The 23,469-nt window shown below is 62.5% G+C and carries 22 protein-coding genes; 7 read left to right on the top strand and 15 right to left on the bottom strand.

Features of this window, described 5'->3' with window-relative positions; translation table 11 throughout:
- Positions 1 to 287: 287 nt before the first annotated feature.
- The 9 genes from msrQ to mrcB form a co-directional block, all read right to left on the bottom strand.
- Positions 288 to 899 carry a protein-methionine-sulfoxide reductase heme-binding subunit MsrQ gene (msrQ, locus tag N436_RS27065; protein ID WP_110742397.1) on the bottom strand — a complete coding sequence of 204 codons (612 nt, stop codon included), beginning with the start codon at positions 897 to 899 and terminating at the stop codon, positions 288 to 290.
- The gene (gene msrP, locus N436_RS27060) at positions 899 to 1,912 is read right to left on the bottom strand and encodes a protein-methionine-sulfoxide reductase catalytic subunit MsrP (protein WP_110742396.1); all 1,014 of its coding nucleotides are present in this window, start codon (positions 1,910 to 1,912) and stop codon (positions 899 to 901) included. The genes msrQ and msrP overlap by 1 nt, the downstream gene beginning before the upstream one ends.
- Positions 1,913 to 1,991: 79 nt before the next feature.
- Entirely contained in the window at positions 1,992 to 2,843 is an 852-nt protein-coding gene (pssA, locus tag N436_RS27055) for a CDP-diacylglycerol--serine O-phosphatidyltransferase (RefSeq protein ID WP_003250045.1), read from the bottom strand.
- Between the two features lie 150 nt (positions 2,844 to 2,993).
- Positions 2,994 to 4,010: a ketol-acid reductoisomerase gene (ilvC, locus tag N436_RS27050; protein WP_003250043.1), complete on the bottom strand. Its 1,017-nt coding sequence runs from the start codon at positions 4,008 to 4,010 to the stop codon at positions 2,994 to 2,996.
- 55 nt (positions 4,011 to 4,065) lie between these two features.
- Positions 4,066 to 4,557, bottom strand: coding sequence for an acetolactate synthase small subunit (gene ilvN / locus N436_RS27045; RefSeq protein ID WP_003250040.1), 492 nt, complete (start codon positions 4,555 to 4,557; stop codon positions 4,066 to 4,068).
- 1 nt (position 4,558) lies between these two features.
- Complete coding sequence (locus N436_RS27040; protein ID WP_060498430.1) at positions 4,559 to 6,283, bottom strand: acetolactate synthase 3 large subunit; 1,725 nt, start codon at positions 6,281 to 6,283, stop codon at positions 4,559 to 4,561.
- Between the two features lie 408 nt (positions 6,284 to 6,691).
- Positions 6,692 to 7,024, bottom strand: a complete 333-nt coding sequence (locus N436_RS27035) for a YqcC family protein (RefSeq protein WP_019099850.1) — start codon at positions 7,022 to 7,024, stop codon at positions 6,692 to 6,694.
- Positions 7,024 to 7,824, bottom strand: coding sequence for a M48 family metallopeptidase (locus N436_RS27030; protein ID WP_105948671.1), 801 nt, complete (start codon positions 7,822 to 7,824; stop codon positions 7,024 to 7,026). Before N436_RS27030 ends, N436_RS27035 begins: the two co-directional genes overlap by 1 nt.
- A 15-nt stretch (positions 7,825 to 7,839) precedes the next feature.
- Complete coding sequence (gene mrcB / locus N436_RS27025; RefSeq protein ID WP_110742395.1) at positions 7,840 to 10,161, bottom strand: penicillin-binding protein 1B; 2,322 nt, start codon at positions 10,159 to 10,161, stop codon at positions 7,840 to 7,842.
- Between the two features lie 114 nt (positions 10,162 to 10,275).
- Between mrcB and N436_RS27020 the strand changes: the two genes are divergently transcribed.
- Both N436_RS27020 and N436_RS27015 read left to right on the top strand, forming a co-directional pair.
- Positions 10,276 to 11,838, top strand: coding sequence for a bifunctional aminoglycoside phosphotransferase/ATP-binding protein (locus N436_RS27020; protein ID WP_105948673.1), 1,563 nt, complete (start codon positions 10,276 to 10,278; stop codon positions 11,836 to 11,838).
- Between the two features lie 174 nt (positions 11,839 to 12,012).
- Positions 12,013 to 12,291, top strand: a complete 279-nt coding sequence (locus tag N436_RS27015; RefSeq protein WP_060498420.1) for a TfoX/Sxy family protein — start codon at positions 12,013 to 12,015, stop codon at positions 12,289 to 12,291.
- 208 nt (positions 12,292 to 12,499) lie between these two features.
- Here N436_RS27015 and N436_RS27010 read toward each other — a convergent pair whose 3' ends face one another.
- From N436_RS27010 to N436_RS26995, 4 genes are read right to left on the bottom strand one after another with little or no spacing between them, the layout of a single operon-like run.
- A complete protein-coding gene (locus tag N436_RS27010) occupies positions 12,500 to 13,384 on the bottom strand; it encodes a ChaN family lipoprotein (RefSeq protein ID WP_105948674.1) in 885 nt (294 codons plus the stop codon).
- Between the two features lie 12 nt (positions 13,385 to 13,396).
- Positions 13,397 to 14,164, bottom strand: a complete 768-nt coding sequence (locus N436_RS27005; RefSeq protein ID WP_028699679.1) for a heme ABC transporter ATP-binding protein — start codon at positions 14,162 to 14,164, stop codon at positions 13,397 to 13,399.
- Positions 14,164 to 15,147 carry an iron ABC transporter permease gene (locus tag N436_RS27000; protein ID WP_177410906.1) on the bottom strand — a complete coding sequence of 328 codons (984 nt, stop codon included), beginning with the start codon at positions 15,145 to 15,147 and terminating at the stop codon, positions 14,164 to 14,166. Before N436_RS27000 ends, N436_RS27005 begins: the two co-directional genes overlap by 1 nt.
- 50 nt (positions 15,148 to 15,197) lie before the next feature.
- Positions 15,198 to 16,082, bottom strand: coding sequence for a hemin ABC transporter substrate-binding protein (locus N436_RS26995; RefSeq protein WP_110742393.1), 885 nt, complete (start codon positions 16,080 to 16,082; stop codon positions 15,198 to 15,200).
- Positions 16,083 to 16,230: 148 nt separating this feature from the next.
- Between N436_RS26995 and N436_RS26990 the strand changes: the two genes are divergently transcribed.
- Positions 16,231 to 16,548, top strand: coding sequence for a Rieske (2Fe-2S) protein (locus N436_RS26990; RefSeq protein WP_105948676.1), 318 nt, complete (start codon positions 16,231 to 16,233; stop codon positions 16,546 to 16,548).
- On the opposite strand, the gene sfsA is transcribed toward N436_RS26990, so the two are convergent.
- Together sfsA and N436_RS26980 are read right to left on the bottom strand one after the other, a co-directional pair.
- Positions 16,538 to 17,251 carry a DNA/RNA nuclease SfsA gene (gene sfsA / locus N436_RS26985; protein WP_110742392.1) on the bottom strand — a complete coding sequence of 238 codons (714 nt, stop codon included), beginning with the start codon at positions 17,249 to 17,251 and terminating at the stop codon, positions 16,538 to 16,540. The two genes, N436_RS26990 and sfsA, sit on opposite strands and share 11 nt — an antisense overlap.
- Entirely contained in the window at positions 17,251 to 18,423 is a 1,173-nt protein-coding gene (locus N436_RS26980) for a pyridoxal phosphate-dependent aminotransferase (protein WP_060498426.1), read from the bottom strand. The genes sfsA and N436_RS26980 overlap by 1 nt, the downstream gene beginning before the upstream one ends.
- 210 nt (positions 18,424 to 18,633) lie before the next feature.
- Here N436_RS26980 and dksA point away from each other — a divergent pair, with 210 nt between their 5' ends.
- The 4 genes from dksA to N436_RS26960 all read left to right on the top strand — a co-directional run bounded on the left by dksA (position 18,634) and on the right by N436_RS26960 (position 23,465).
- On the top strand, positions 18,634 to 19,077 hold the full coding sequence (gene dksA, locus N436_RS26975; RefSeq protein ID WP_012274224.1) for an RNA polymerase-binding protein DksA: 444 nt from the start codon (positions 18,634 to 18,636) through the stop codon (positions 19,075 to 19,077).
- 63 nt (positions 19,078 to 19,140) lie between these two features.
- Positions 19,141 to 20,028, top strand: coding sequence for a tRNA glutamyl-Q(34) synthetase GluQRS (gluQRS, locus tag N436_RS26970; protein WP_177410905.1), 888 nt, complete (start codon positions 19,141 to 19,143; stop codon positions 20,026 to 20,028).
- 301 nt (positions 20,029 to 20,329) lie between these two features.
- On the top strand, positions 20,330 to 20,506 hold the full coding sequence (locus N436_RS26965; protein ID WP_003250005.1) for a hypothetical protein: 177 nt from the start codon (positions 20,330 to 20,332) through the stop codon (positions 20,504 to 20,506).
- Positions 20,490 to 23,465, top strand: coding sequence for a sensor histidine kinase (locus N436_RS26960; protein ID WP_177410316.1), 2,976 nt, complete (start codon positions 20,490 to 20,492; stop codon positions 23,463 to 23,465). The genes N436_RS26965 and N436_RS26960 overlap by 17 nt, the downstream gene beginning before the upstream one ends.
- Positions 23,466 to 23,469: the final 4 nt, after the last annotated feature.

Here is a 23,469-nt window from a genome sequence, read left to right as displayed (position 1 = left end):
CAGAGCCTGTCAAGCGTTTATTTTGAAGTTTTTTGCGAGAAACTCGTTTAGCTTCAAACACTTGGCTCGCTGCGATCTCTCGTAGCGGGAGGCGAATCATACAGCGTTTAAAACCGCTGTCAACCACCATTTCAACCGCTTGCGATCATTCGATCGTAGCCCTTTCAACTTCACCTTAACTAGTTAACTCGTTGAATATCAAGGAGTTTTTCGTTCCGATGTCGCTGGAAGTGGGGCGCATTATAAGGGGATTCGAAAGCGCGTCAACCCTTAATTTCAGAAATGTTTCAAACTGCCCTACCCCGCCCACGGGCGAACCTGGGCAGAGCCCGCGTAATAGCCGGAATACGCAGCAGCATCAGTAAAGCGCCAACCCCTGCATAGATCGCCCACTCCCTGAGGTCCGAGCGCACGATCCACAAAAAGTGCAGCAACCCCAAGCCAAGAATCACGTACACCAACCGGTGCAACTTCTTCCACCTGGCCCCCAACCGCCTCTGGCTATAGCGATTCGAGGTCACCGCCAAGGCCAGCAAGCCGAGGAACCCCAGCGCCCCCACAATAATGTAAGGCCGCTTACGCAGCTCCACCGCCAGTTGCCCCCAATCCAGCCCCAGAATAAAGAACAGGTAGGCCAGGATGTGCAGCACGATGTAAGCAAACACCCACAGCCCCAGCTGCCGACGCACCACGACCCAGCCCGCCCAGCCTGTCAGCTTCTGTAGCGGCGTCATGCTCAAGGTCACCAGCAGGAAAGTGAGCGCCCCGAGCCCAAGACGATCCATCATGATCTTGCCGGGGTCCGGCCCCAGCAGATTCATCGCCGCCTCATACAACCACCACGCCGGGAACAGACACCCCACAACGAAGATGGCCAGGCGAAACCAGGGATAGCGCATCAATAGTTCTTCCGCAGATCTAGCCCGCTGTACAGTGAGGCCACTTCATCAGCGTAGCCATTGAACATTTGTGTTTCGCGCACATTGGGGCTGAACAACCCGCTGGGCAACCGCCGCTCACGCGCCTGGGTCCAGCGCGGGTGGTCGACCGTCGGGTTCACGTTGGCATAAAAGCCATACTCATCCGGCGCCAACCCTTGCCAAGTGGTGCCGGGCTGTTCAGCCACCAGGCTGATGCGCACGATCGACTTGATACTCTTGAAGCCATACTTCCAGGGCACCACCAACCGCAACGGCGCACCATTCTGGTTGGGCAACACCCGCCCATACATGCCCACCGCGAGGATCGCCAGCGGGTGCATAGCCTCATCCAGTCGCAACCCCTCTCTATAAGGCCAGTCGATCAGGGCGAACCCGGAGCGCTGCCCCGGCATATGCTGCGGGTCTTTCAATGTCTCGAAGCGCACGTAGCGCGCCTTCGAAGTCGGCTCGACCTGCTTGAGCACCTGCGCCAAGGGAATGCCCAGCCAGGGAATGACCATCGACCAGGCTTCGACGCAACGCAACCGGTAGATGCGCTCTTCAAGCTGATAGGGTTTAACGAAGTCTTCCAGCGCATAGCGGCCTGGCTTACCTACCTCACCATCCACTACAACCGACCACGGCTCGGTCTGCAGGCTGTCGCCATTTGCCGCCGGGTCGCCCTTGTCGGGGCCGAATTCATAGAAGTTGTTGTAGTGGGTGGCATCCTTGAAGGGCGTGATCGCCTCCCCCTGCACCGTCACAGCCTGCCAGTGGGCAGAAGAAAGCTTGTCACTGAACCAGCCTGGCGCCTTGCCCGCCTCGACATCGGCATATCGACTGGGCTCTGCCGCCAGCCCCATGCGCGGCAATGCACCCAGCGCCAGGCCGGCCAACGAGCCACCCAGCAGGGTGCGACGGGAAAGGTAGATGCCTTCGGGGGTGATCTCCGACACCTTGCACTCGGAAGACCTGGGAAGCTTGATGAGCATGGGCGGCTCCACAGCACTGGATAACGGATGTACCAGTAAGACTATGGAGCCGGAGGGTTATTCCAGCATTAAGCGTTTTTTACGCTTTGCGCCGACGCGCCTTCAACAGGAACTGGATCGGCCCCGATGCAGCATAGGCGAGGAAGATCAGCAGCAGGATGCGCGGTGGGTCGCTGAACACCACGGCAAACACCAGCACCACCGCCAGAATGGCCACGAACGGTACGCGCCCTTTGAGGTCCAGTTCCTTGAAGCTGTTGTACTTGATGTTACTGACCATCAGCATGCCGGCAGCCGCTACCAACAGCGCCACCAGGAACGACAGCTTGGAGCCCTGGATACCGTAGTCGCTGAACGCCCACACGGTACCCGCCACCACGCCCGCCGCAGCCGGGCTGGCCAGGCCAATGAAGTAGCGTTTGTCGGCGGTGCCGACCTGGGTATTGAAGCGTGCCAGGCGCAGTGCTGCACCGGCCACATAGATGAAGGCGACCATCCAGCCGACCTTGCCCATGTCACCCAGCGCCCAGCCGAAGGCCAGCAAGGCCGGGGCCACGCCGAAGGCAACCATGTCCGACAGCGAGTCGTACTCGGCGCCGAAGGCACTCTGGGTATTGGTCATGCGCGCAACGCGGCCATCCAGGCCGTCGAGCACCATGGCCACGAAGATGGCGATGGCGGCAAAGGCGAAGTACTTGCTCGCCTCACGCGGGTCACCGGCACTCAGGGCGCTCTGCGCACTCATCGAGCTGATGATGGAATAGAAACCGGCAAACAGGTTGGCGGTGGTAAACAGGTTGGGCAGCAGGTAGATGCCGCGGTGGCGCACCTTGCGCCCTTCGGCGTCATGCCCTTCTTCAACGTGCTCATCGACAGGTAGCAGGCTTTCGGCGTCGGAGGGCTTGTTCGGCTCTTCGGGACGTTCGCTCATGGAGGGTACCTTGCAACAGGATGGAAAATGTTCGACACGGGCCTGCGAAACAGGTTCTGACGGCAGGCCACTGGTCTGCTTTATACCAGAAGCGGACTGCCAGAACGAAAAAACGCGGCCGAAGCCGCGTTTTTAATCTTTCGATAAGACTTAGTTCTTGGTCTTGTCGACGATTTTGTTAGCCGAGATCCACGGCATCATCGAACGCAGTTGCTCGCCGATGATTTCGATGCCGTGAGCGGCGTTGTTGCGGCGCTTGGCGGTCATCGATGGGTAGTTGGTAGCACCTTCGGAGATGAACATCTTCGCGTATTCGCCGTCCTGGATGCGCTTCAGGGCGTTGCGCATGGCCTTGCGGGATTCTTCGTTGATGACTTCCGGGCCAGTGACGTACTCACCGTATTCGGCGTTGTTGGAGATCGAGTAGTTCATGTTGGCGATGCCGCCTTCGTACATGAGGTCAACGATCAGCTTCAGCTCGTGCAAGCACTCGAAGTAGGCCATTTCTGGCGCGTAGCCAGCTTCGACCAGGGTTTCGAAACCGGCTTTGACCAGCTCGACGGTACCGCCGCACAGAACAGCCTGCTCACCGAACAGGTCGGTTTCGGTCTCGTCCTTGAAGGTGGTTTCGATGATGCCGGTGCGGCCACCGCCAACGCCCGAAGCGTAGGACAGGGCGACGTTCTTGGCGTTACCCGAGGCGTCCTGGTAGATAGCGATCAGGTCAGGGATGCCGCCGCCTTTGACGAACTCGGAGCGAACGGTGTGGCCCGGGGCCTTCGGCGCGATCATGATCACGTCGAGGTCGGCACGCGGAACAACCTGGTTGTAGTGGATCGAGAAGCCGTGGGAGAAGGCCAGGGTAGCGCCCTTCTTGATGTTCGGCTCGATCTCGTTCTTGTACAGCGCGCCCTGGAACTCGTCCGGGGTCAGGATCATCACCAGGTCAGCCGCAGCGACAGCGGTAGCAACGTCAGCAACTTTCAGGCCGTGGGCTTCAGCCTTGGCAACGGTAGCCGAACCTTTACGCAGACCGACGGTAACGTCTACACCGGAGTCCTTCAGGTTGCACGCCTGAGCGTGGCCCTGGGAGCCGTAACCGATGATGGCGACTTTCTTGCCCTGGATGATGGAAAGGTCGCAGTCTTTATCGTAGAAAACTTTCATGAAAATACCCCTGGTTATATCTCGGCCCCTGCGGAGCCATCGCTAATTTTTGAATTTAGATGCTGAGCACTTTGTCGCCACGGGCAATGCCGGTAACGCCGCTGCGCACGGTTTCGAGAATCGATGCAGTGCCGATTGCCTGGATGAAGCTGTCCAGTTTGTCGCTGGTACCGCTCAGCTGTACGGTGTACACGCTGGCGGTCACGTCGACGATCTGGCCACGGAAGATATCCGTGGTGCGCTTGATCTCGGCGCGCTGGGCACCGGTGGCCTTGACCTTGACCAGCATCAGTTCACGCTCGATGTGAGCGCTTTCCGACAGGTCGACAAGCTTGACCACTTCGACCAGCTTGTTCAGGTTCTTGGTGATCTGCTCGATCACTTCGTCATGGCCAACGGTGGTCAGCGTCAGACGCGACAGGGTCGGGTCTTCGGTCGGCGCCACGGTCAGGCTTTCAATGTTGTAGTTGCGCTGGGAGAACAGGCCGACCACGCGGGACAGAGCACCGGGTTCGTTTTCCAGCAGCAGGGAAATGATGTGCCGCATATCAGGTACGCTCCGTCTTGCTCAGCCACATGTCACGCATCGAGCCATCCTTGATCTGCATCGGATAGACGTGCTCACTGCGGTCAACCGCGATGTCGATGAACACCAGGCGGTCCTTCATCGCAAACGCTTCTTCCAGCTTCGGCTTGAGGTCCTTCAGGCTGGTGATGCGGATACCCACATGGCCATAGGCCTCGGCCAGCTTGATGAAGTCAGGCAGCGATTCGACGTACGAGTGCGAGTGACGACCGTTGTAGGCCATGTCCTGCCACTGGCGAACCATGCCCAACACACCGTTGTTCAGGTTGACGATCTTCACCGGCAGGCCGTACTGCATGCAGGTGGACAGCTCCTGGATGTTCATCTGGATGCTGCCTTCGCCGGTCACGCAGGCTACGTCCTGGTCCGGGAAGTTGAGCTTGACGCCCATCGCCGCCGGGAAGCCGAAGCCCATGGTGCCCAGGCCACCGGAGTTGATCCAGCGGTTCGGCTTGTTGAAGCGGTAGTACTGCGCCGCGAACATCTGGTGCTGGCCCACGTCGGAGGTGACGAAGGCATCGCCATGGGTCACTTCGCACAGGGTCTCGATGACTTTCTGCGGCTTGATGACGTTGCCGTCGCCCTTGTCGTAAGGGAACAGTTCGCCATTGCCACGCCATTCGTCGATCTGCTTCCACCAGGCATCCAGCGCAACCTTGTCAGGCTGCTCGCCGATTTCCTTGAGGATGCCGAGCATTTCGCTGAGCACGCTGTCGACCGGCCCTACGATTGGCACGTCGGCCTTGATCATCTTGGAGATCGACGCCGGGTCGATGTCGATGTGGATGATCTTGGCGTTCGGGCAGAACTTGGCCGGGCCGTTTACAACGCGGTCGTCAAAACGCGCGCCCACGGCAAGGATCACGTCGGCATTGTGCATGGCCATGTTGGCGGTGTAGCTGCCGTGCATGCCGAGCATGCCGAGGAACTGGCGGTCGGTACCCGGGAAGCCACCGAGGCCCATCAGGGTATTGGTGACCGGCAGGTTCAATGACTTGGCGATTTCGGTCAGGGCTTCGGAGCCACCGCCGAGGATCACGCCACCACCGGAGTAGACGATCGGGCGCTTGGCCGCCAGCAGCATTTCGGCAGCCTTGCGGATCTGGCCGGAGTGGCCACGGACCGCCGGGCTGTAGGAGCGCAGCTTGACCTTTTTCGGGTAGACGTATTCGAACTTCTCAGCCGGGTTGGTCATGTCTTTTGGAATGTCGACCACGACTGGACCTGGACGACCGGATTGCGCCAGGTAGAACGCTTTTTTCAGAACTTCCGGGATCTCGGTCGGGTTCTTGATCATGAAGCTGTGCTTCACGATCGGCCGCGAGATACCGATCATGTCGGTTTCCTGGAAGGCATCGGTACCCACCATGGTGCTAGGCACCTGGCCGGACAGGATGACCATCGGAATGGAGTCCATGTAGGCAGTGGCAATGCCGGTAATGGCATTGGTCGCGCCCGGGCCGGAGGTTACCAGCACCACACCGGCCTTGCCGGTGGCGCGGGCGTAGCCGTCCGCCATATGGGTTGCCGCCTGCTCGTGACGAACCAGGATGTGTTCCACTTCCGGTTCTTTGAACAGTGCGTCGTAAACATGCAGGAGAGCACCACCAGGGTACCCGTAGATGTGCTTAACGCCTTCGTCACGCAAGAAGCGGACGACCATCTCAGCGCCAGATAAAAGCTCCACGTTGTTCACCTCTAAAACGCCAGAATACCGCCCTCACTGGACGGGTCTTAATAGGTTTACTGCCAAGCAGAGCATGAGCGAACGTCAGCACTGACTGAGCAAGTATTGGGAGCGCCCCAGAGTGTTGCGGGGTTTTCCCACCCAGCGCGAGGTAACGCGTTGCGGGGTGTAACAGGTCGGCGCGGGTGTGCACCTCATGATCTGCTTAGCGGGTCTGCTTCTGGCAGTCCCTCTACAGCGGAAGTTGGATTCTTGTGATTCGGCGCCAACAAGTCAAGAAAAATTATTGCCAATTTTTCCCCAAGATGAATTCCTGCCACCACTAAAAATCGCTTCAGCAGCAGAATTAATAAGATTTCCAAAAAAAAGGGCCACAATCTGCGGCCCTTGAAGGAAAAACTGAAGAAATCAGGCGGAAGGAGCGATCAATTGGTCAAAAGCTGCCAACAGGCGGCGAAGCTCACGACTTTGCTCCGGGCGGTCGGTAAACACGGTTTCGGCCATGACGAGAATGCTCGACGCGTTGGGCAGCGGGTGGCCCAGCTCGATGATGATCTTCATGCGCGGCAGGAAGATCCATTGCAGCCATTGCTCGAAACTGAGGGTATCGACGGCGAACGGCACGGTACTGGCCAATGCCTCGTCGCTTGGCGGTTCGTCATCCCACCAGCCTTGCACCTGCAGCTCTCGCTCGATCAGCAACAGGTGGTCGGCAATGTCCAGAATGCGTTGCTCGATCATCACGAATTGACCCGCGCTTTTTGCCGGGCCAGTGCGGCACCCGCGCTGTCACCCTGCTTTTCACGGGCCTGGGCGATGGTGTTCCACAGCTCGGCCTGCAGGCTTGGGCGGCCGTTGGCGTAAGTGAGCGCGCGGCGCGCCAGCTGCTCGGCCTGAGCCGCATCACCCTGCGACAGGCGCACCTGGGCGAGGCGGTACAACACCTGCGGCTCGCGCGGGGCAATGCGTTGGGCACGCTCCAGGCTGGACGCGGCGCCGTTGAAGTCGCCACTGCCCTGCTGGGTCTTGGCGGTAGTCAGCAATGCCAGTACCGGGCCGTCCAGTTGCTCGTCTGCCGACAGGCCGCCAGCAGCGCTGCTGCGCGGAATGCCGGTTGGCGCGCTGGTGCTTTGCGGGGTGCTGTTCATCGCGGCGATGTCGAACGGTTCGTCGGCGATCGGGTTTGGGTTGGTGGTCATTGGCGCCGAACTTACCGGCCCCGGGGTAATCGGGCCAGGCGTGATCGGCGAGGTGCTGATGGGCGCCGCACCATTGGCCGCCGGGAACGTCTGGATGCCCGAGGCGCCAGCGCCCTGCGGGATCATCACGGTGACGCCAGAATCCTCGGGTAGCGTCTGCGCCTGGGCGGTGCCCGTGTTATAGCCACCCGCCGAGCGGTTGGCTGTCACGCGTTCGCTGTTGGACACGCGGGTGCTCGAATCGACCACCGGAATATTGCCGCGCGGGACGCTGGAGCACCCCTGGAGCACTGCCAGCGCCGTCACGGCAGGAAACAGCCACTTGTTCACGTCACACCTCATCAATGCAGCCTGTGCTTAGTTCATCCAGCCCTTGACCCAGTCCATGACCGATTCGACTGGGTCCTGCTCGCCGCCACAGGTCGCGCCGGCGGGCGGCTCACTGCCGCGAATATACGGCATCTGCACCGCTCCCGGACAGCTGGCATCAGACCCATGACCCGTGTACGGGTCGATCCAGGCCTGCACCACGTTGTCCGGCTGCGGCATGTCCAGCGGCAGCGGGTCGGCCTTCTTCATGAAGCTGGTCCAGACCTGCAGGGCACCGGTGGCACCGGTAAATGGCGTTTTGCCGTTATCGTCACGCCCCATCCACACCACGGCCAGCAGGTCCTGGCTGAAGCCGGAGAACCAGCTGTCGCGCGAGTCGTTACTGGTACCGGTCTTGCCCGCCAGGGTCAGCGAGCGCGGCAGGGTGTTGTACACCGATCGGCCGGTACCTTCACGCATCACCCGCTGCATGGCGTTCTGCACCAGATAGATGGCGCCTGGGTCGAAGGTTTGCTGGATCTGGAACGGGTAGCGCTTGAGCGGCTCGCCTTCGGCAGTGAGCACGCTGCGGATACCGCGCATCGGTGTGTTGAAACCGCCGTTGGCGATGGTCTGGTACATGGTCGCAACCTGCATCGGCGACATGCCGCCGGCCCCCAGCAGCATGGCCGGGAAGGCTGGCCAGTCGACATTCACCCCCAGACGGCCGATGGTCTTGATCACGCTGGGCACGCCCACTTCCAGACCGAGCTTGGCAGTCGACAAGTTGTACGAGTTGGCCAACCCCTGATACAGGTAGATGGTCCCGTGCGGGCGGCGGTCATAGTTTTGCGGGCGCCAGACCTGGCCGTCGGCACCTTTGACCGAGAATGGCTCGTCCTGCACCCAGCTGGTCAGGGTGTACTTGCTCGGCTGTTCCAGCGCCGTCAGGTACACCGACGGCTTGACCAGCGAGCCGATCGGGCGCACAGCGTCGATGGCCCGGTTGAAACCGGCGAAGCCTGCCTGGCGGCTGCCGATCAGGGCTTGGACTTCACCGGTTTCCGGATTGGTCACGACCATTGCCGACTCCACCTCGTCAGCACCCTTGCGCCCCGCCAGGCGCTTGAAGGTCTCACTCATCGAGGTTTCGGCCTTCATCTGCAGGATCGGGTCGAAGCTGGTGAAGATACGCAGCCCTTCCTCGGTCAAGTCTTCGTCGCGGTAGTCCTGGCGCAACTGGCGCTTGACCAGGTCGAGGAAGGCCGGGAACGAGCTGTCAGCCAGGCTGCCACGCTTGGTCACGCCCAGCGGCATCTTCTTCGCTGCATCGACTTCTGCCTGGCTGGCCACGCCTTGCTCGGCCACAAGGTCCAGCACCAGGTTGCGGCGGGCCAGTGCGCGGTCAGGGTAACGCCGCGGGTTGTAGTAGGACGGGCCTTTGACCATACCCACCAGCAAGGCGATCTGGTGCAGTTTCAGCTCCGACAGCGGCTGGCTGAAGAAGAACTGGCTGGCGAGGCCGAAGCCATGCACGGCACGCTGGCCGTCCTGACCGACGAACACCTCGTTGAGGTAAGCCTCCAGGATTTCGCGCTTGTCGTAGTGCAGCTCCAGCAGCACCGCCATCATCGCCTCGGTCAGCTTGCGGCTGAGGCTGCGCTCGCTGCTGAGGTAGAAGTTTTTCACCAATTGCTGGGTCAGGGTACTGCCACCCTGGCGCATGGAGCCGGAGGAGGTATTGACCCACATGGCCCGGGCGATGGACTTGGGCGACACGCCAAAGTGGCTGTAGAAGTCGCGGTCTTCGGTCGCCACCAGGGTTTCGAGCAGGTACTTGGGCACCTGGTCGATCTTGATCAGGATGCGGTCTTCGAGGTTTTTCGGGTAGATACCGCCAATCATCAGCGGCTCCAGGCGCACCACATCCAGTGCCTTGCCGTTGGCACCGGAAAGGCCCGCCACGTAATCGCCCGAGAAGCGCACGCGAACGAACTGCGCCGGCTCCATGCCCTCGTAGAACTGGAAGCCACGGGTATTGAGGTCGACGGTATTACCGTTGATCGCCGCGGCACCCGGGCCGTTGGCCGCGCTCTCACGGCGGTAGCCGAGCGCATCGAGTTCGGTGAGGAAGTCGTTCTTGCTCAGTTTCTGGCCGGTGAACAACTCCAGTGGCCGGGCATACACCTTGGCCGGGATGGTCCAGCGCTTGCCGGAGAACTTCTCCTGCACAACGGCATCGAGGTAAACCGCGAAGCCGGCAACGATCACCAGGCCTACCAGGCTGAGCTTCAAAGCCCAGCCCAGCCAGGCGCGGGAGCGGCCAGTCGGGCGTTTCGGAGGGGTACGGGGATTTCGGGTTCGGGTCATGGCGGCGGATTATACGCACTTTATAAAGGCTGGGCAGACGGCCCGGCGGTAGGCAGGGACGGCACCATTGACCATAATGGCGCATTCGAATTCCCTGCCCCGGATGGATTTCCCGTGAGCCAAGCCCTTATCACTGCGTTGCAGAACCCAGCCCTGTACCCTCACCCTGTGGATGGGTTCCAGCTCATCGAGACGCATATCTCCTGGGTGCTGCTCACCGGCGAGTACGCCTACAAGATCAAGAAGCCTATGAACTTCGGCTTCCTCGACTTCACCAGCCTGGACCAGCGCCAGCATTTCTGTAACGAAGAGTTGCGCCTGAACCAGCGCATGACCGACGGCCTGTACCTGGAAGTACTGCCGGTCACCGGCAGCGTCGATGCGCCGCAGATCGGTGGCGAAGGCGAGGCCATCGAATACGCGCTGAAGATGCGCCAGTTCCCCCAGGGGCAGATGCTCAGCACCCTGCAGGCCAACGGCGAACTGAATGCCGCGCACATCGACCAGATGGCCCGGCAAATCGCCGAGTTCCACCTGCAGACCCCCAAGGTACCTGCCGAGCAGCCTTTCGGATCGCCTGAAAGCGTCATGGCTCCGGTCGAGCAGAACTTCGAGCAGATCCGCCCATTCCTCACCGAGAAGGCGGACCTTCAGCAACTGGACAACCTGCAGGCTTGGGCACGGAGCAGTTTCGAGCGGCTGCAAGGCCTGTTCGCTTCGCGCAAGGCCAATGGTTTCACCCGCGAGTGCCATGGCGACATCCATCTGGGCAACGCCACCCTGATCAATGGCCAGGTGGTGATCTTCGACTGCATCGAGTTCAACGAACCGTTCCGCAAGACCGATGTCTGGGCCGACACCGGCTTCCTTGCCATGGACCTGGAAGATCGCGGCCTCAAGTGCCTGGCACGACGCTTCATCAGCCAGTACCTGGAGCTGACAGGCGATTATGAAGGCCTGGAAGTGCTCAACTTCTACAAAGCCTATCGCGCCCTGGTACGGGCCAAGGTCGCGCTGTTCAGCATGCCGGCCAATGCCGATGGCGTGCAACGGGCCACCACCCTGCGCACCTACCGCAACTACGCCAACCTGGCAGAAAGCTACAGCGCCATTCCTTCGCGTCTCCTGGCCATCACCCACGGCGTTTCGGCAGTGGGCAAGAGCCATGTAGCAATGCGCCTGGTGGAGGCCTTGGGCGCCATTCGCGTGCGCTCTGATGTCGAGCGCAAGCGCCTGTTCGGCGAACAACAGCACGCCGACGCTGGCCAGCTGAGCACCGGTATCTATGGCCAGGACGCCAATGTAGCGACCTACCAGCGCCTGCACGAAGTGGCGGCAACCGTGCTGCGTGCCGGTTTCCCGGTGGTACTGGATGCCACCTACCTCAAGCGTGGGCAGCGCCAGGCTGCGGCCGACGTTGCCAGCCAGACCGGTGTGCCATTCCTGATTCTCGACTGCCACGCCCCGGATGCGGTCATCGCCAGCTGGCTGGAGCAGCGCCAGGCGCAGAACAGCGACCCGTCGGATGCCACGCTGGAAGTGGTCAAGGCCCAACAGGCCAGCCGTGAGCCGCTGGATGCGCAGGAGCTTGTGCAAAGCACCCAGGTCGATACCCAGACCGCCGGCAGCATGGACCAGGTGATCGAGCAGATTCGCCAGCGCTTGCCTGGGCTCTAAGCTCAGCACTTTCCTGTACCGGCCCCTTCGCGGGCTTGCCCGTGGAGCCCGGTACAGCACATCTCGTCACCCCCGATGGCAAAAGGCCGCGCATTTCCCAACCCCCGCTACACTCCTCTCTGACCTGCTCGCGATTTATCCCCCAGACCCGTTCAGCCATCGCAAGGAGGCTCGATGAACGATGAATTGCAGCATCTGAAGAACCTTGGCAAGACCTCTGCGCAGTGGCTGCACGCAGCCGGCATCCACAGTGCATCGGATCTGCGCCGCCTGGGCGCGGTGGGTGCATACCAGGCCGTGAAGACACGAGGGTTTCGCGCATCAAAGGTGCTGTTGTATGCCATTGAAGGCGCCCTGCTGGACATGCACTGGAACGATTTGCCGCTCGAACGCAAAGAAGCCCTCAACCAACAACTCGACGCGAAGAACCCTTCGCAAAAAAATCCAAAATAATCGTGAAAAGGGGATTGACGGCTAAATGAGAATTGTTATGATTATCACAACTGGTCGCGAGACTGGTTGGATAAGCTAAGAGCCCCTGGTTCGGACTCTCAGATTATCTCCTCATCAGGCTAATCACGGTTATTGACCCGGCAATTTGCCGGGTCTTTTTTTGCCTGTAGGTTTTGTGTCGCCTGGCGTGACCCGGTCACCGCTCACATTACTGACGAAACTGCGCGCAATAGTCCTGCTCCGGCATCGCCGCCGTGTACCACACGTAATCCGCCTCGCCTGGCTCAACCTGCTCGCCCACCTCGGTAAGCAGCAGTACCTTGCTCTCCCCCGATGCGCCCAGATCAGCCAGATGCAACGGCACGCCCAAGTCCTTGCGCGCGTGGTAGGCCCCTGCGAACAGCAACGCCGGCTGCGGTGCCGCCAGCAAGCGCTCGGCCATGCGCCGGTCGCGCTGTTGCTGCACAGCCAGCATCGCTGGCAACTGGCTTTCAGGCAGCATCCCGCAGTGCCCAGCGCGCACTTGCTCCAGCAACGCAGCCTTTACCGTAGGCGCATTGGACTTATCACCCTTTAACGAAGCGGGCTGCCGATAAGCCTGGCGCATCTCGCCAGGCGACAGGTTGGCCGCCAGCAGCGGCACGCGCTGCTGCAAGGCCTCACGCACGATCGGCCCGTACAACGTCCAGTCCCAACCCTCTTGCCACGCCAGGGCCTTGGGCAAGTCTGCCGGCACAGCATGCGCCTGCACCTTGTCGACCAGCGGTTGCTGCTCGGGCTGCAGCATTTCCAGCAAGAGGCTGCCTTGCGCGCGCCGAGCGTGCAAAGCGCGTAGCAGCCAAAGCTGCAGCGCATGATGATCGGGGTTGTCGTGCTTCTCGCCCACCATTACTCGGGGAGCCTCCGCCAAGTGCTGCACCAGCTGCTCAGGACTGATCACCTGACCACTGGCAAGGTCGATGATGTGCCCCAACTCGGCATGCGTGCGCCCTTCACTGCTCTGCCAGTCGGGTAATGGCGGCAAGCTGGCCTGGCAGCCACCCAGTGACAGCATCAGGCATAGCATGAGACCAGACAGCAGCAGATGACGCATCGGCAATGCCTCCTAGCGGGTGATGATCAGTGGGTGCCCACGCTCCGGGTGCGCCTGCACCAGCACGTCAATACCGTATACCGCTTTCAACGCTGCGGGTGTCAACACCGCCTCGGGCGTGGCAAAGGCATGGCAGCGCCCCTGTTCCAGCAACAGGATACGGTCACAGTAACGCGCCGCCAGGTTCAAGTCGTGCAGGATCACCAGCACTGCGGCGCCGCGGTCGGCGAAGCGGCGTACAGACTCCAGCGTTGTGTGCTGGTGCAGCGGGTCGAGCATCGAGGTCGGCTCGTCGAGCAGCAGCGTGGTGCCCTCTTCGCCCGGCCACAACTGCGCCAGCACGCGGGCCAGGTGCACTCGCTGCCGCTCACCTCCCGATAAGGCCAGGTAACTGCGATCCACCAGATGCCAGGCATCTGCAGCCTGCAAGGCCGCCTCGACAATTTCTGCATCGCGCCGCTGCCCAGTGCCATGCGGCATACGCCCCATGCTCACAACCTCTTCGACCCGGAACGAGAAGCCCAGGCTGGACACCTGCGGCAGCACCGCCAGGCGCCTGGCACGCTCCTGCCCACCCCAGTCAGCCAATGGCCGTCCCTGTAGCGTTACCTGCCCACGGTCCGGCGCCAGTTCGCCACACAACACCCCCAACAGGCTGCTTTTGCCGGCACCGTTGGGGCCTAGCACACCCACAACCTGCCCCGGGCTCAGTTGCAGGTGAATGTCGTGCAGCACCTCGTTGCTGCCCCGCCGCAGGTGCAGCCCTTCCACTTGCAACATCAGCTGCGCCCTCTTATCAGCAAGAACAGGAAGAACGGCGCACCGATAAAGGCCGTGACGATACCGATCGGCAACTCGGCAGGCGCCAGCAGCAGCCGCGCGGCCAGGTCGGCGAACAGCATCAGCACGCCGCCCGCCAGCAACGAAGCCGGCAGCACCACCCGGTGATCAGGCCCGGCCAGCAAGCGCACCAGGTGTGGTACCACCAGGCCGATGAAACCGATCAGCCCGGCGGCAGCCACCGCTGCCCCCACCCCCAGCGCCGTGCAGAACACCAGCTCACGCTTGAGCCGCTCGACATCAACGCCCAGGTGGCGTGCCTCCGACTCACCCAACAACAGCGCATTCAGCGCCTTGGCCCGGCGTGGCAACCACACCGCCACACCCGCGGCCACCAGCAGCAACGGCCACAGCCGCTCGTAGCTGGCACCGTTCAGACTGCCGAGGTTCCAGAACGTCAGGGTGCGCAGGGTAGCGTCGTCGGCCAGGTAAGAGAACAGCCCCACCGCCGCGCCGCCCAGCGCGGTCATGGCCACACCGGCCAGCAGCATCGTGGCCACGTTGGTCTGCCCATCGCGCCGCCCCAGGCGGTAAACCAGCGCGGTTACCCCAAGCCCCCCGACAAACGCGCAAAAGGACAGCAAATAGGGCGCGAAGGCCTCCGGCATGCCGCCAAACCAGGCACCGCCGACAATGGCGACCGCAGCCCCCATCGCAGCCCCGGCGGCCACCCCCACCAGCCCTGGGTCGGCCAGCGGGTTACGGAACAGGCTCTGCATGGCCACACCGGACAGCGCCAGCACCGCGCCCACCGCCAACCCCAACAGGGTACGCGGCAGACGGATCTGGCCCAGGATCATCTCGGCCTGTTGCAGGCCGTCAGCCGCAATCGGCAGCCCCAGCAGGCGCAGGCCGGCACGCAGGGTGTCGAACAGCGGCAGGCTGACCGGCCCCAAAGCCAACGACAGCCAGACCGCCAACAGGCACAACAGGCTCAGGCAAATGAACAACGTACGTGGCTGTACCCGCTGCTTCATTGTGCAAAGCTGGCCTTGGCCGCCGGGTAGAAGTTGGCAGCCAGCGACTGCAAGGTAGCCGGCAGGCGTGGCCCAAGACCGCCGACCAGCAATGTTGGGTCAAGCGATACAAGGCGCTTCTCACGCACGGCACGGGACGCCGCCAGCGCGGGGTTTTCTTTCAGCAGCGCCTGCAAGGCCTGCTCATCGGCCAGCGCCCGGTCGGAGAACACGATCACATCCGGGTCCAGCGCGGCCAGTGCTTCATTGGAGAAATTCTTGTAACCCTGATGCGCTGCCAGGTTACGCCCACCCGCCTGGCCCAACAGCCAGTCACCCGCAGTGCCCTGCCCGGCAATCAGCGGCTTGGCGCCGGCATGCCCGACGAGTAGCAGCACGCCCGGCGCCTTGTGCCCTGCCTGGGCCTGCTTGACCTTGGCCTGCAAACCCTCAAGCTGCTGGTGGTAACTGGCCGCCAACGCCGACGCTTGCTGCTCGGCGCCAAGCAACTGGCCCAGGTGCTTGAGGTTTTCATCCAGCGCCGACAGCTCGGCCTTGCTGGAAAACAACTCCACCTGCACACCCGCCTTGCGGATTTGCGCCAGCACCGGTGGCGGGCCCATTTCTTCGGTGCCCACCAGCACATCCGGGCGCAAGCTAAGGATGCCTTCCGCCGACAGTTGCCGCTGGTAACCCACACTGGGCAGTGATTTCAACGATGCCGGGTGCTGGCTGGTGGTATCAACCCCCACCAGCCGCGCTTCACCGCCCAGCGCAGTTATCCACTCACTCAGTGCACCTCCGGCGCTGACCCAGCGTTGCGGCAGCTCGGCCGCCAGGGCCTGGGTAGAGAGCACAAGGCTTGCGCACAGCGCGAGCAAGGCGACGGGACGGCGCATCATCGGGTTCCTTCTGAAGGCGGACCACACGCCTTGTGGCGGGCGGCAGAACTGCGCACCATAGGTAGCCAGGCGCAGCGAATGCGGGCAATTTGATAATTATTCGCATTGGCACGTCAAGCCATCATCTGTTTCACGAGTCGTCCTTGCCATGCACTTCCTTTGTACCTCCCACGGCCTGGCCGAAGGCCAAAGCCGCGCCTTCAGCGTAGACGGCGTCGAACTGTTCGGCGTGCGCCGCCAGGGCCAGGTGTACCTGTACCGCAATCGCTGCCCGCATCGGGGGATCCCGCTGAACTGGGCGGAAGATGCGTTTCTGGATGACAGCGCCAGCCTCATCCACTGTGCCCACCACGGTGCGCTGTTCCTGATAGAAAGCGGCGAATGTGTGGCCGGCCCCTGTGAAGGAGAGCAACTTCAGCCCATAGGCTGCCACGAAGACAGCCAGGGCATCTGGTTCAAGGGTTGAGCAGCACTGGCAAGCGGCGGTCGATGACGATGCCTTCAGCGTCCAGGCGGGTACCGTAGGCCAGCACCTCCACTCCGTCGGCCACCGCGGCACGCAGGGCCTGAGCGTAGGCACCGTCGATTTCCTCGGCCGGGCGCACGGCATCGATATCGGTCAGGTTCACGCAGTACAGTTGTACCGCCCGTACGCCCTGCCGGGCCAGCGTGGCCAACTCGCGCAGGTGCTTGGCACCGCGCTGGGTCACCGCATCCGGGAACGCTGCGACCGTGCTGTCGGGGTAGCCCAAGGTTACGCTCTTGACCTCGACATACACGGGCGCGCCGTCAAACTCCAGGCGAAAGTCTATCCGGCTGCCTTCCTCGCCGTAAGCCACTTCGCGCTTGAGCGCCGTGAAACCGGCCAGCTCGGCAATCACGCCAGCCCTCAGCGCCTCCTCGACCAGCGCATTGGCCCGCCCGGTATTCACACAGGCCAGCCGCCCCTGCGGCGTTTCGCTGATTTCCCAGGTACCCGGCAGCTTGCGCTTGGGGTCGTTGGAGCGGCTGAACCACACCTGCCCACCTTCACGCATGCAGTTGAGCATGGAGCCGGTGTTCGGGCAGTGAATGGTCAGCTGTTCACCATTGGCCAGTTCGATATCGGCCAGAAAGCGCTTGTAGCGGCGCAGCAGGCGACCCTGTTCAAGTGAAGGAGAGAAAAGCATCAGCCTTGCCAGCTCCGCAGGCCACGGGCAATGCGCTGCACCGCCTCCTCCAGGCGTGGCAGGCTCTGGGTGTAGGCAAAGCGCACATGGTGGCCGGCCAGGTGGCGGCCGAAGTCCAGGCCCGGCGTGAAGGCCAGGTGCTCGGTTTCCAGGAAGTGCCGACAGAAGGCGAACGCATCACCGCCAAAGGCACTGATGTCGGCATACAGGTAGAACGCGCCCTGTGGCTCGACGGCAATGCGGAAGCCCAGTTCGCGCAGGGCTGGCAACAGATAGTCGCGACGGCGGGCGAATTCGGCGCGGCGTTCTTCGAAAATGGCCAGGGTTTCCGGCTGGAAGCACGCCAAAGCGGCATGCTGCGCCATGCTGGGTGCGCTGATGTACAGGTTCTGCGCCAGCTTTTCCAGATCGGCCACTGCACCAGGCGGCGCCACCAGCCAGCCGAGGCGCCAACCGGTCATGCCGAAATACTTGGAAAAACTATTCAGGACGAACGCCGAGTCGTCGACTTCCAGCACGCTTGGCGCGTCCATGCCATAGGTGAGGCCATGGTAGATCTCGTCCACCACCAGGTGACCGTGACGCTCATGGGTGGCCCTGGCAAGGCTGGCCAGCTCGTCACGCCCCAGCACGGTGCCGGTCGGGTTGGCCGGCGAAGCGACCAGAGCGCCCACCGTGTCCTTGTCCCAATAACGGTCGACCAGGTCGGCTGTCAGTTGGTAATTCACGTCCGGCCCTACCGGCACCAACTGCGCGCCACCCTCGACCAGGCGCAGGAAGTGGCGGTTGCACGGGTAGCCCGGGTCGGCCAGCAGCCAGTGCTTGCCCGGGTCAACCAACAGGCTGCTGGCCAACAGCAATGCGCCAGAGCCACCCGGGGTAATGAGGATGCGCTCCGGGTCGATACTCAGCCCATACCGCTGGCCATAAAAGCCGGCGATGGCTTCGCGCAGTTGTGGCAGCCCGCGCGCAGCGGTGTAGCGGGTGTGCCCAGCGGCCAGTGCCGCCTGGCCGGCTGCGACGATGGGCGCGGCCGTGGTGAAGTCCGGCTCACCGATTTCCAGGTGGATCACGTCATGCCCGGCCGCCTGCAGCTCGTTGGCCCGGGCCAGCAGTGCCATGACATGGAAGGGTTCGATGGCGCGACTGCGCGCACTGTAGGGGTGGGCCATGACCTTCTCTCAATTGGGTCTAAACTGGAGATTCTACCTCTGCACGCCACCGAACGTACGGCTCAGGCCGCTGTCAATTGCCAGTAACAGGCGGGGTAGCGCACCCCCGATCTATCTGGTAAGTTCGGCGGCTCGCAGTCGCAGGGCCGGCGGGTGCCGGAGATGGAGCAGCCTGCGCATTGGATCAGATGAGTGAGAGGCGGTCTATTCATGTCCACCGTAGAAAAGCAAAAAGCCCAGACCATGTACGGTGTCGAGCCATACGTAGAAACCAAGGGTGAAGAGTACATGGGCGAGCCCATGAAAAAGCACTTCACCAAGCTTCTCGGCGCCTGGAAGCAAGAGCTGATGACCAGTGTGGACCGCACTGTGGACCACATGAAGGACGAAGCAGCCAACTTCCCCGACCCGGCCGACCGCGCCAGCCAGGAAGAAGAATTCGCCTTGGAGCTGCGCAACCGCGACCGCGAGCGCAAGCTGATCAAGAAAATCGACAAGACCCTCGACAAGATCAAGGCCGACGAATACGGCTGGTGTGAGTCGTGCGGTATCGAAATCGGCCTGCGCCGCCTGGAAGCCCGTCCGACCGCGGACCTGTGCTTCGACTGCAAGGAAATCGCCGAGAAAAAGGAAAAAACGGTCGGCAAAGGCTGATCTTTCTTCCACCTGAACGGGGCGCTCGATGCGCCCCGTTTCATTTATATGCCCAGCCAGACCATGACCGACTCCAGCTACATCGGGCGTTTCGCCCCCACCCCCAGCGGCTTCCTGCACTTCGGCTCGCTGGTCGCCGCCCTCGCCTCCTGGCTCGATGCCCGCGCCGTCAATGGCCGCTGGCTGCTGCGCATGGAAGACACCGACCCACCCCGCGAAATGCCCGGCGCCCGCGATGCCATCCTGCAAACCCTTGAACGTTACGGCCTGGAATGGGATGGCGAGGTCGTGTTCCAGAGCCAGCGCCACGACGCGTACGCGGCAGTGGTCGACCGCCTGTTCAACATGGGCCTGGCTTATGCCTGTACGTGTTCGCGCAAGCAACTGGAGGGTTACAACGGGATTTACCCGGGCCTGTGCCGCAACGCCGGGCATGCCCGTGAAGGCGCGGCAATCCGCTTGCGCGTGCCCGAGCTGATCTACCGTTTTACCGACCGGGTACAGGGTGAGTACCAGCAGCACCTGGGGCGTGAGGTGGGCGACTTTGTCATCCAGCGCCGTGACGGGCTGTATGCCTACCAGCTGGCGGTGGTGCTGGACGATGCCTGGCAGGGTGTTACCGATATCGTGCGTGGCGCCGACCTGCTCGACAACACCCCGCGCCAGCTGTACCTGCAAGAGCTGCTGGGCTTTTCGCAGCCGCGCTACCTGCATATTCCGCTGATCGTGCAGCCGGACGGGCACAAGCTGGGCAAGTCGTACCGCTCGCCGCCGTTGCAGGCGGAGCATGCTACGCCGTTGTTGCTGCGCGCGTTGCGGGCGCTGGGGCAAGAAGCAGACCCCGAGTTACTGCTGGCAACACCGGCTGAAGTGCTGGCGGTGGCGCGCAAGCAGTGGCGGCCAGAGGCGATTGCGCAGCGGACCACGGTGCCAGAGGCTGATTTGCGCTGAGCCTCGGATCTGACCGGCCAATGCGGTCAGTGTAGGAGCGGCCTTGTGTCGCGATGGGCTGCAAAGCAGCCCCGGCAATATGTGCGGCAGGGCTGAAATCCTGGGGCCGCTACGCGCCCCATCGCGACACAAGGTCGCTCCTACAGGGATCGCGTGATGCTAAACACCGCGCATCTCACCAAAAACAAAAGCCTAACAAATTCAAACTCTTGGCTAACGCCACCGATTCCCGCTAGCATCCCCTCAGCCATTTGCGCCAATAATAAGTCCAAGCCCGCAGCGCCCAACCATCGAGGCCAGCATGTACATCTATCGTTTGGTCCTGCTTCTGGTCGTGGGGATCTACCTGTTCTCCCCGGCCATCATGGACTGGTGGATCGAACCGACCGGAGCCTGGTACCGCCCTTACCTGCTCTGGCTGATCCTGATCGTCGTCACCTTCATCCTGCAGAGCCAACGAGATGCCGATGAGCTTTAGCCTGACCCAGATGATCCTGATCAGCGCCGGGTACCTCATGGTGCTGTTCGGCGTGGCCTGGATCAGCGAGCGGGGGGTCATCCCGCGCTCGATCATTCGCCACCCGCTTACCTACACCCTGTCGCTGGGCGTATACGCCAGTGCCTGGGCCTTCTATGGCTCAGTCGGCCTGGCCTACCAGTACGGCTACGGCTTCCTTGCCTGTTACCTGGGCGTGTCCGGCGCGTTCCTGCTGGCACCGGTGCTGCTATACCCGATCCTCAAGATCACCCGCACCTACCAGCTGTCATCACTGGCCGACCTGCTGGCGTTTCGCTTCCGCAGTACCTGGGCGGGGGCGCTGACCACCATCATCATGCTGATTGGCGTGTTGCCTTTGCTGGCGCTGCAAATCCAGGCGGTGGCCGACTCGATCAGTATCCTCACCGGTGAGCCGGTCAAGGCAAGGGTGGCATTCGCCTTCTGTACGCTGATCATCCTGTTCACCATCTTCTTCGGTTCGCGGCACATCGCCACGCGTGAGAAACACGAAGGGCTGGTGTTCGCCATCGCCTTCGAATCGGTGATCAAGTTGCTGGCCCTGGGCGGCATCGGCCTTTACGCCCTTTATGGCGTATTTGGCGGCCCGCACGAACTGGAAGTCTGGCTGCTGCAGAACCAGACCGCCCTGGCCGCCCTGCACACCCCGCTGCAGGAAGGGCCATGGCGCACCCTGCTGCTGGTGTTCTTCGCCTCGGCCATCGTCATGCCGCACATGTACCACATGGCCTTCACCGAAAACCTCAACCCGCGCTCACTGGTCAGCGCCAGCTGGGGCCTGCCGCTGTTCCTGCTGCTGATGAGCCTGGCCGTGCCGCTGGTGCTGTGGGCCGGCCTGCGCCTGGGCGCCAGCACCAACCCCGAGTACTTCACCTTGGGCCTGGGTATTGCCGCCAACAACGAGGCACTGGCACTGTTGGCCTACGTCGGCGGCTTGTCGGCCGCCAGCGGCCTGATCATCGTCACCACCCTGGCGCTGTCGGGCATGGCCCTCAACCACCTGGTATTGCCGCTGTATCAACCCCCGGCCGAGGGCAACATCTACCGCTGGCTGAAGTGGACCCGCCGCGCCCTGATCGTTGCCATCATCACCGCCGGCTTCATGTTCTACCTGACCCAGAACAACCACCAGAGCCTGGCCAACCTGGGCATCGTCGCCTTCGTCGCCACGCTGCAGTTCCTGCCCGGCGTACTGTCGGTGCTGTACTGGCCCACCGCCAACCGCCGCGGCTTCATTGCCGGGCTGCTGGCCGGCACCCTGGTGTGGATGGTGACCATGCTGCTGCCGCTGCTGGGCAACCTGCAGGGCTTCTACATCCCGCTGCTGGACATGATCTATGTGCTGGACGACACCAGCTGGCACATGGCGGCCATTGCCTCGCTGGCGGCCAACGTGCTGCTGTTTACCCTGATCTCGCTGTTCACCAACGCCAGCAACGAAGAAGTCAGCGCCGCCGAAGCCTGCGCGGTGGACAACGTGCGCCGTCCGCAGCGCCGCGAGCTGCACGCAGCCTCGCCCCAGGAATTCGCCACCCAGCTGGCCAAACCACTGGGCGCCAAGGCCGCACAAAAGGAAGTGGAGCAGGCCCTGCGCGACCTCTACCTGCCGTTCGACGAGCGCCGCCCCTATGCCCTGCGCCGCCTGCGAGACCGCATCGAAGCGAACCTGTCCGGGCTGATGGGGCCGAGCGTGGCCCAGGACATGGTCGAGACCTTCCTGCCGTACAAGTCCGGTAACGAAAACTACGTGACCGAAGACATCCATTTCATCGAAAGCCGCCTGGAAGACTACCACTCGCGCCTGACCGGCCTTGCCGCAGAGCTCGATGCCCTGCGCCGTTACCACCGCCAGACCCTGCAGGAGCTGCCCATGGGCGTCTGCTCGCTGGCCAAGGACCAGGAAATCCTGATGTGGAACAAGGCCATGGAAGAGCTCACCGGCATCGCCGCCAAGCATGTGGTCGGCTCGCGCCTGGTCACCATCGACGAGCCTTGGCGCGGCCTGCTGCAAGGCTTCATCAACGTGCCCGACGAGCACCTGCACAAGCAGCGCCTGGCGCTGGACGGCCAGCCGCGCTGGCTGAACCTGCACAAGGCCGCCATCGACGAGCCGCTGGCACCCGGAAACAGCGGCCTGGTGCTGCTGGTGGAAGACCTGACCGAAACCCAGGCACTGGAAGACAAGCTGGTGCATTCCGAGCGCCTGGCCAGCATCGGCCGCCTGGCCGCTGGCGTAGCCCACGAAATCGGCAACCCGATTACCGGCATCGCCTGCCTGGCGCAAAACCTTCGTGAGGAACGTGAAGGTGATGGCGAAATCATCGAGCTGTCCAGCCAGATCCTCGACCAGACCAAGCGGGTATCGCGCATCGTCCAGTCGCTGATGAGCTTCGCCCATGCCGGCGGCAGCCACCAGAACAGCGAAGAGCCGGTGTGCCTGGCCGAAGTGGCGCAGGACGCCATCGGTCTGCTGGCGTTGAACCGGCGCAATTTCGAAGTACAGTTCTTCAACCTCTGCGACCCGGACCACTGGGCCGAAGGGGACCCGCAGCGCCTGGCCCAGGTGCTGATCAACCTGCTCTCCAACGCCCGCGACGCCTCACCGCCCGGCAGCGCCGTGCGCGTGCGCAGCGAAGTGAGCGAGCACACCGTCGACCTGATCGTCGAGGACGAGGGCAGCGGGATACCGAAGAGCATCATGGACCGCCTGTTCGAACCCTTCTTCACCACCAAGGACCCGGGCGAAGGAACCGGACTGGGGCTCGCTCTGGTCTATTCCATCGTGGAAGAGCATTATGGGCAAATCACCATCGACAGCCCGGCCGATATCGAACGGCAACGTGGCACCCGGATCCGCGTGACCCTGCCCCGGCATGTCGTAGCGACGTCCCCTGAAATTCGAGACCGTCGAGAGAATTGAATCA

It is taken from the genome of Pseudomonas sp. RV120224-01b (assembly GCF_003208145.1).
In the GTDB taxonomy this organism is placed as follows: domain Bacteria; phylum Pseudomonadota; class Gammaproteobacteria; order Pseudomonadales; family Pseudomonadaceae; genus Aquipseudomonas; species Aquipseudomonas monteilii.
Note: the sequence above shows the minus strand (reverse complement) of the source record. Positions and strands in the feature narration are given on the sequence as shown.

Excerpts from the sequence above, each read along its gene's own strand:
- N436_RS26995 (WP_110742393.1), bottom strand. The coding sequence starts at position 16,082 with ATGATGCGCCGTCCCGTCGCCTTGCTCGCGCTGTGCGCAAGCCTTGTG.
- msrP (WP_110742396.1), bottom strand. The coding sequence starts at position 1,912 with ATGCTCATCAAGCTTCCCAGGTCTTCCGAGTGCAAGGTGTCGGAGATC.
- N436_RS26960 (WP_177410316.1), top strand. The coding sequence starts at position 20,490 with ATGCCGATGAGCTTTAGCCTGACCCAGATGATCCTGATCAGCGCCGGG.
- N436_RS26965 (WP_003250005.1), top strand. The coding sequence starts at position 20,330 with ATGTACATCTATCGTTTGGTCCTGCTTCTGGTCGTGGGGATCTACCTG.
- pssA (WP_003250045.1), bottom strand. The coding sequence starts at position 2,843 with ATGAGCGAACGTCCCGAAGAGCCGAACAAGCCCTCCGACGCCGAAAGC.
- ilvN (WP_003250040.1), bottom strand. The coding sequence starts at position 4,557 with ATGCGGCACATCATTTCCCTGCTGCTGGAAAACGAACCCGGTGCTCTG.
- N436_RS27005 (WP_028699679.1), bottom strand. The coding sequence starts at position 14,164 with ATGTTGCAAGTGGAAGGGCTGCACCTGCGGCGGGGCAGCAACGAGGTG.
- sfsA (WP_110742392.1), bottom strand. The coding sequence starts at position 17,251 with ATGCTTTTCTCTCCTTCACTTGAACAGGGTCGCCTGCTGCGCCGCTAC.
- N436_RS27010 (WP_105948674.1), bottom strand. The coding sequence starts at position 13,384 with ATGCGTCATCTGCTGCTGTCTGGTCTCATGCTATGCCTGATGCTGTCA.
- N436_RS26980 (WP_060498426.1), bottom strand. The coding sequence starts at position 18,423 with ATGGCCCACCCCTACAGTGCGCGCAGTCGCGCCATCGAACCCTTCCAT.
- N436_RS27035 (WP_019099850.1), bottom strand. The coding sequence starts at position 7,024 with ATGATCGAGCAACGCATTCTGGACATTGCCGACCACCTGTTGCTGATC.
- N436_RS27030 (WP_105948671.1), bottom strand. The coding sequence starts at position 7,824 with ATGAGGTGTGACGTGAACAAGTGGCTGTTTCCTGCCGTGACGGCGCTG.
- N436_RS26990 (WP_105948676.1), top strand. The coding sequence starts at position 16,231 with ATGCACTTCCTTTGTACCTCCCACGGCCTGGCCGAAGGCCAAAGCCGC.
- N436_RS27015 (WP_060498420.1), top strand. The coding sequence starts at position 12,013 with ATGAACGATGAATTGCAGCATCTGAAGAACCTTGGCAAGACCTCTGCG.
- dksA (WP_012274224.1), top strand. The coding sequence starts at position 18,634 with ATGTCCACCGTAGAAAAGCAAAAAGCCCAGACCATGTACGGTGTCGAG.
- msrQ (WP_110742397.1), bottom strand. The coding sequence starts at position 899 with ATGCGCTATCCCTGGTTTCGCCTGGCCATCTTCGTTGTGGGGTGTCTG.
- gluQRS (WP_177410905.1), top strand. The coding sequence starts at position 19,141 with ATGACCGACTCCAGCTACATCGGGCGTTTCGCCCCCACCCCCAGCGGC.
- mrcB (WP_110742395.1), bottom strand. The coding sequence starts at position 10,161 with ATGACCCGAACCCGAAATCCCCGTACCCCTCCGAAACGCCCGACTGGC.
- ilvC (WP_003250043.1), bottom strand. The coding sequence starts at position 4,010 with ATGAAAGTTTTCTACGATAAAGACTGCGACCTTTCCATCATCCAGGGC.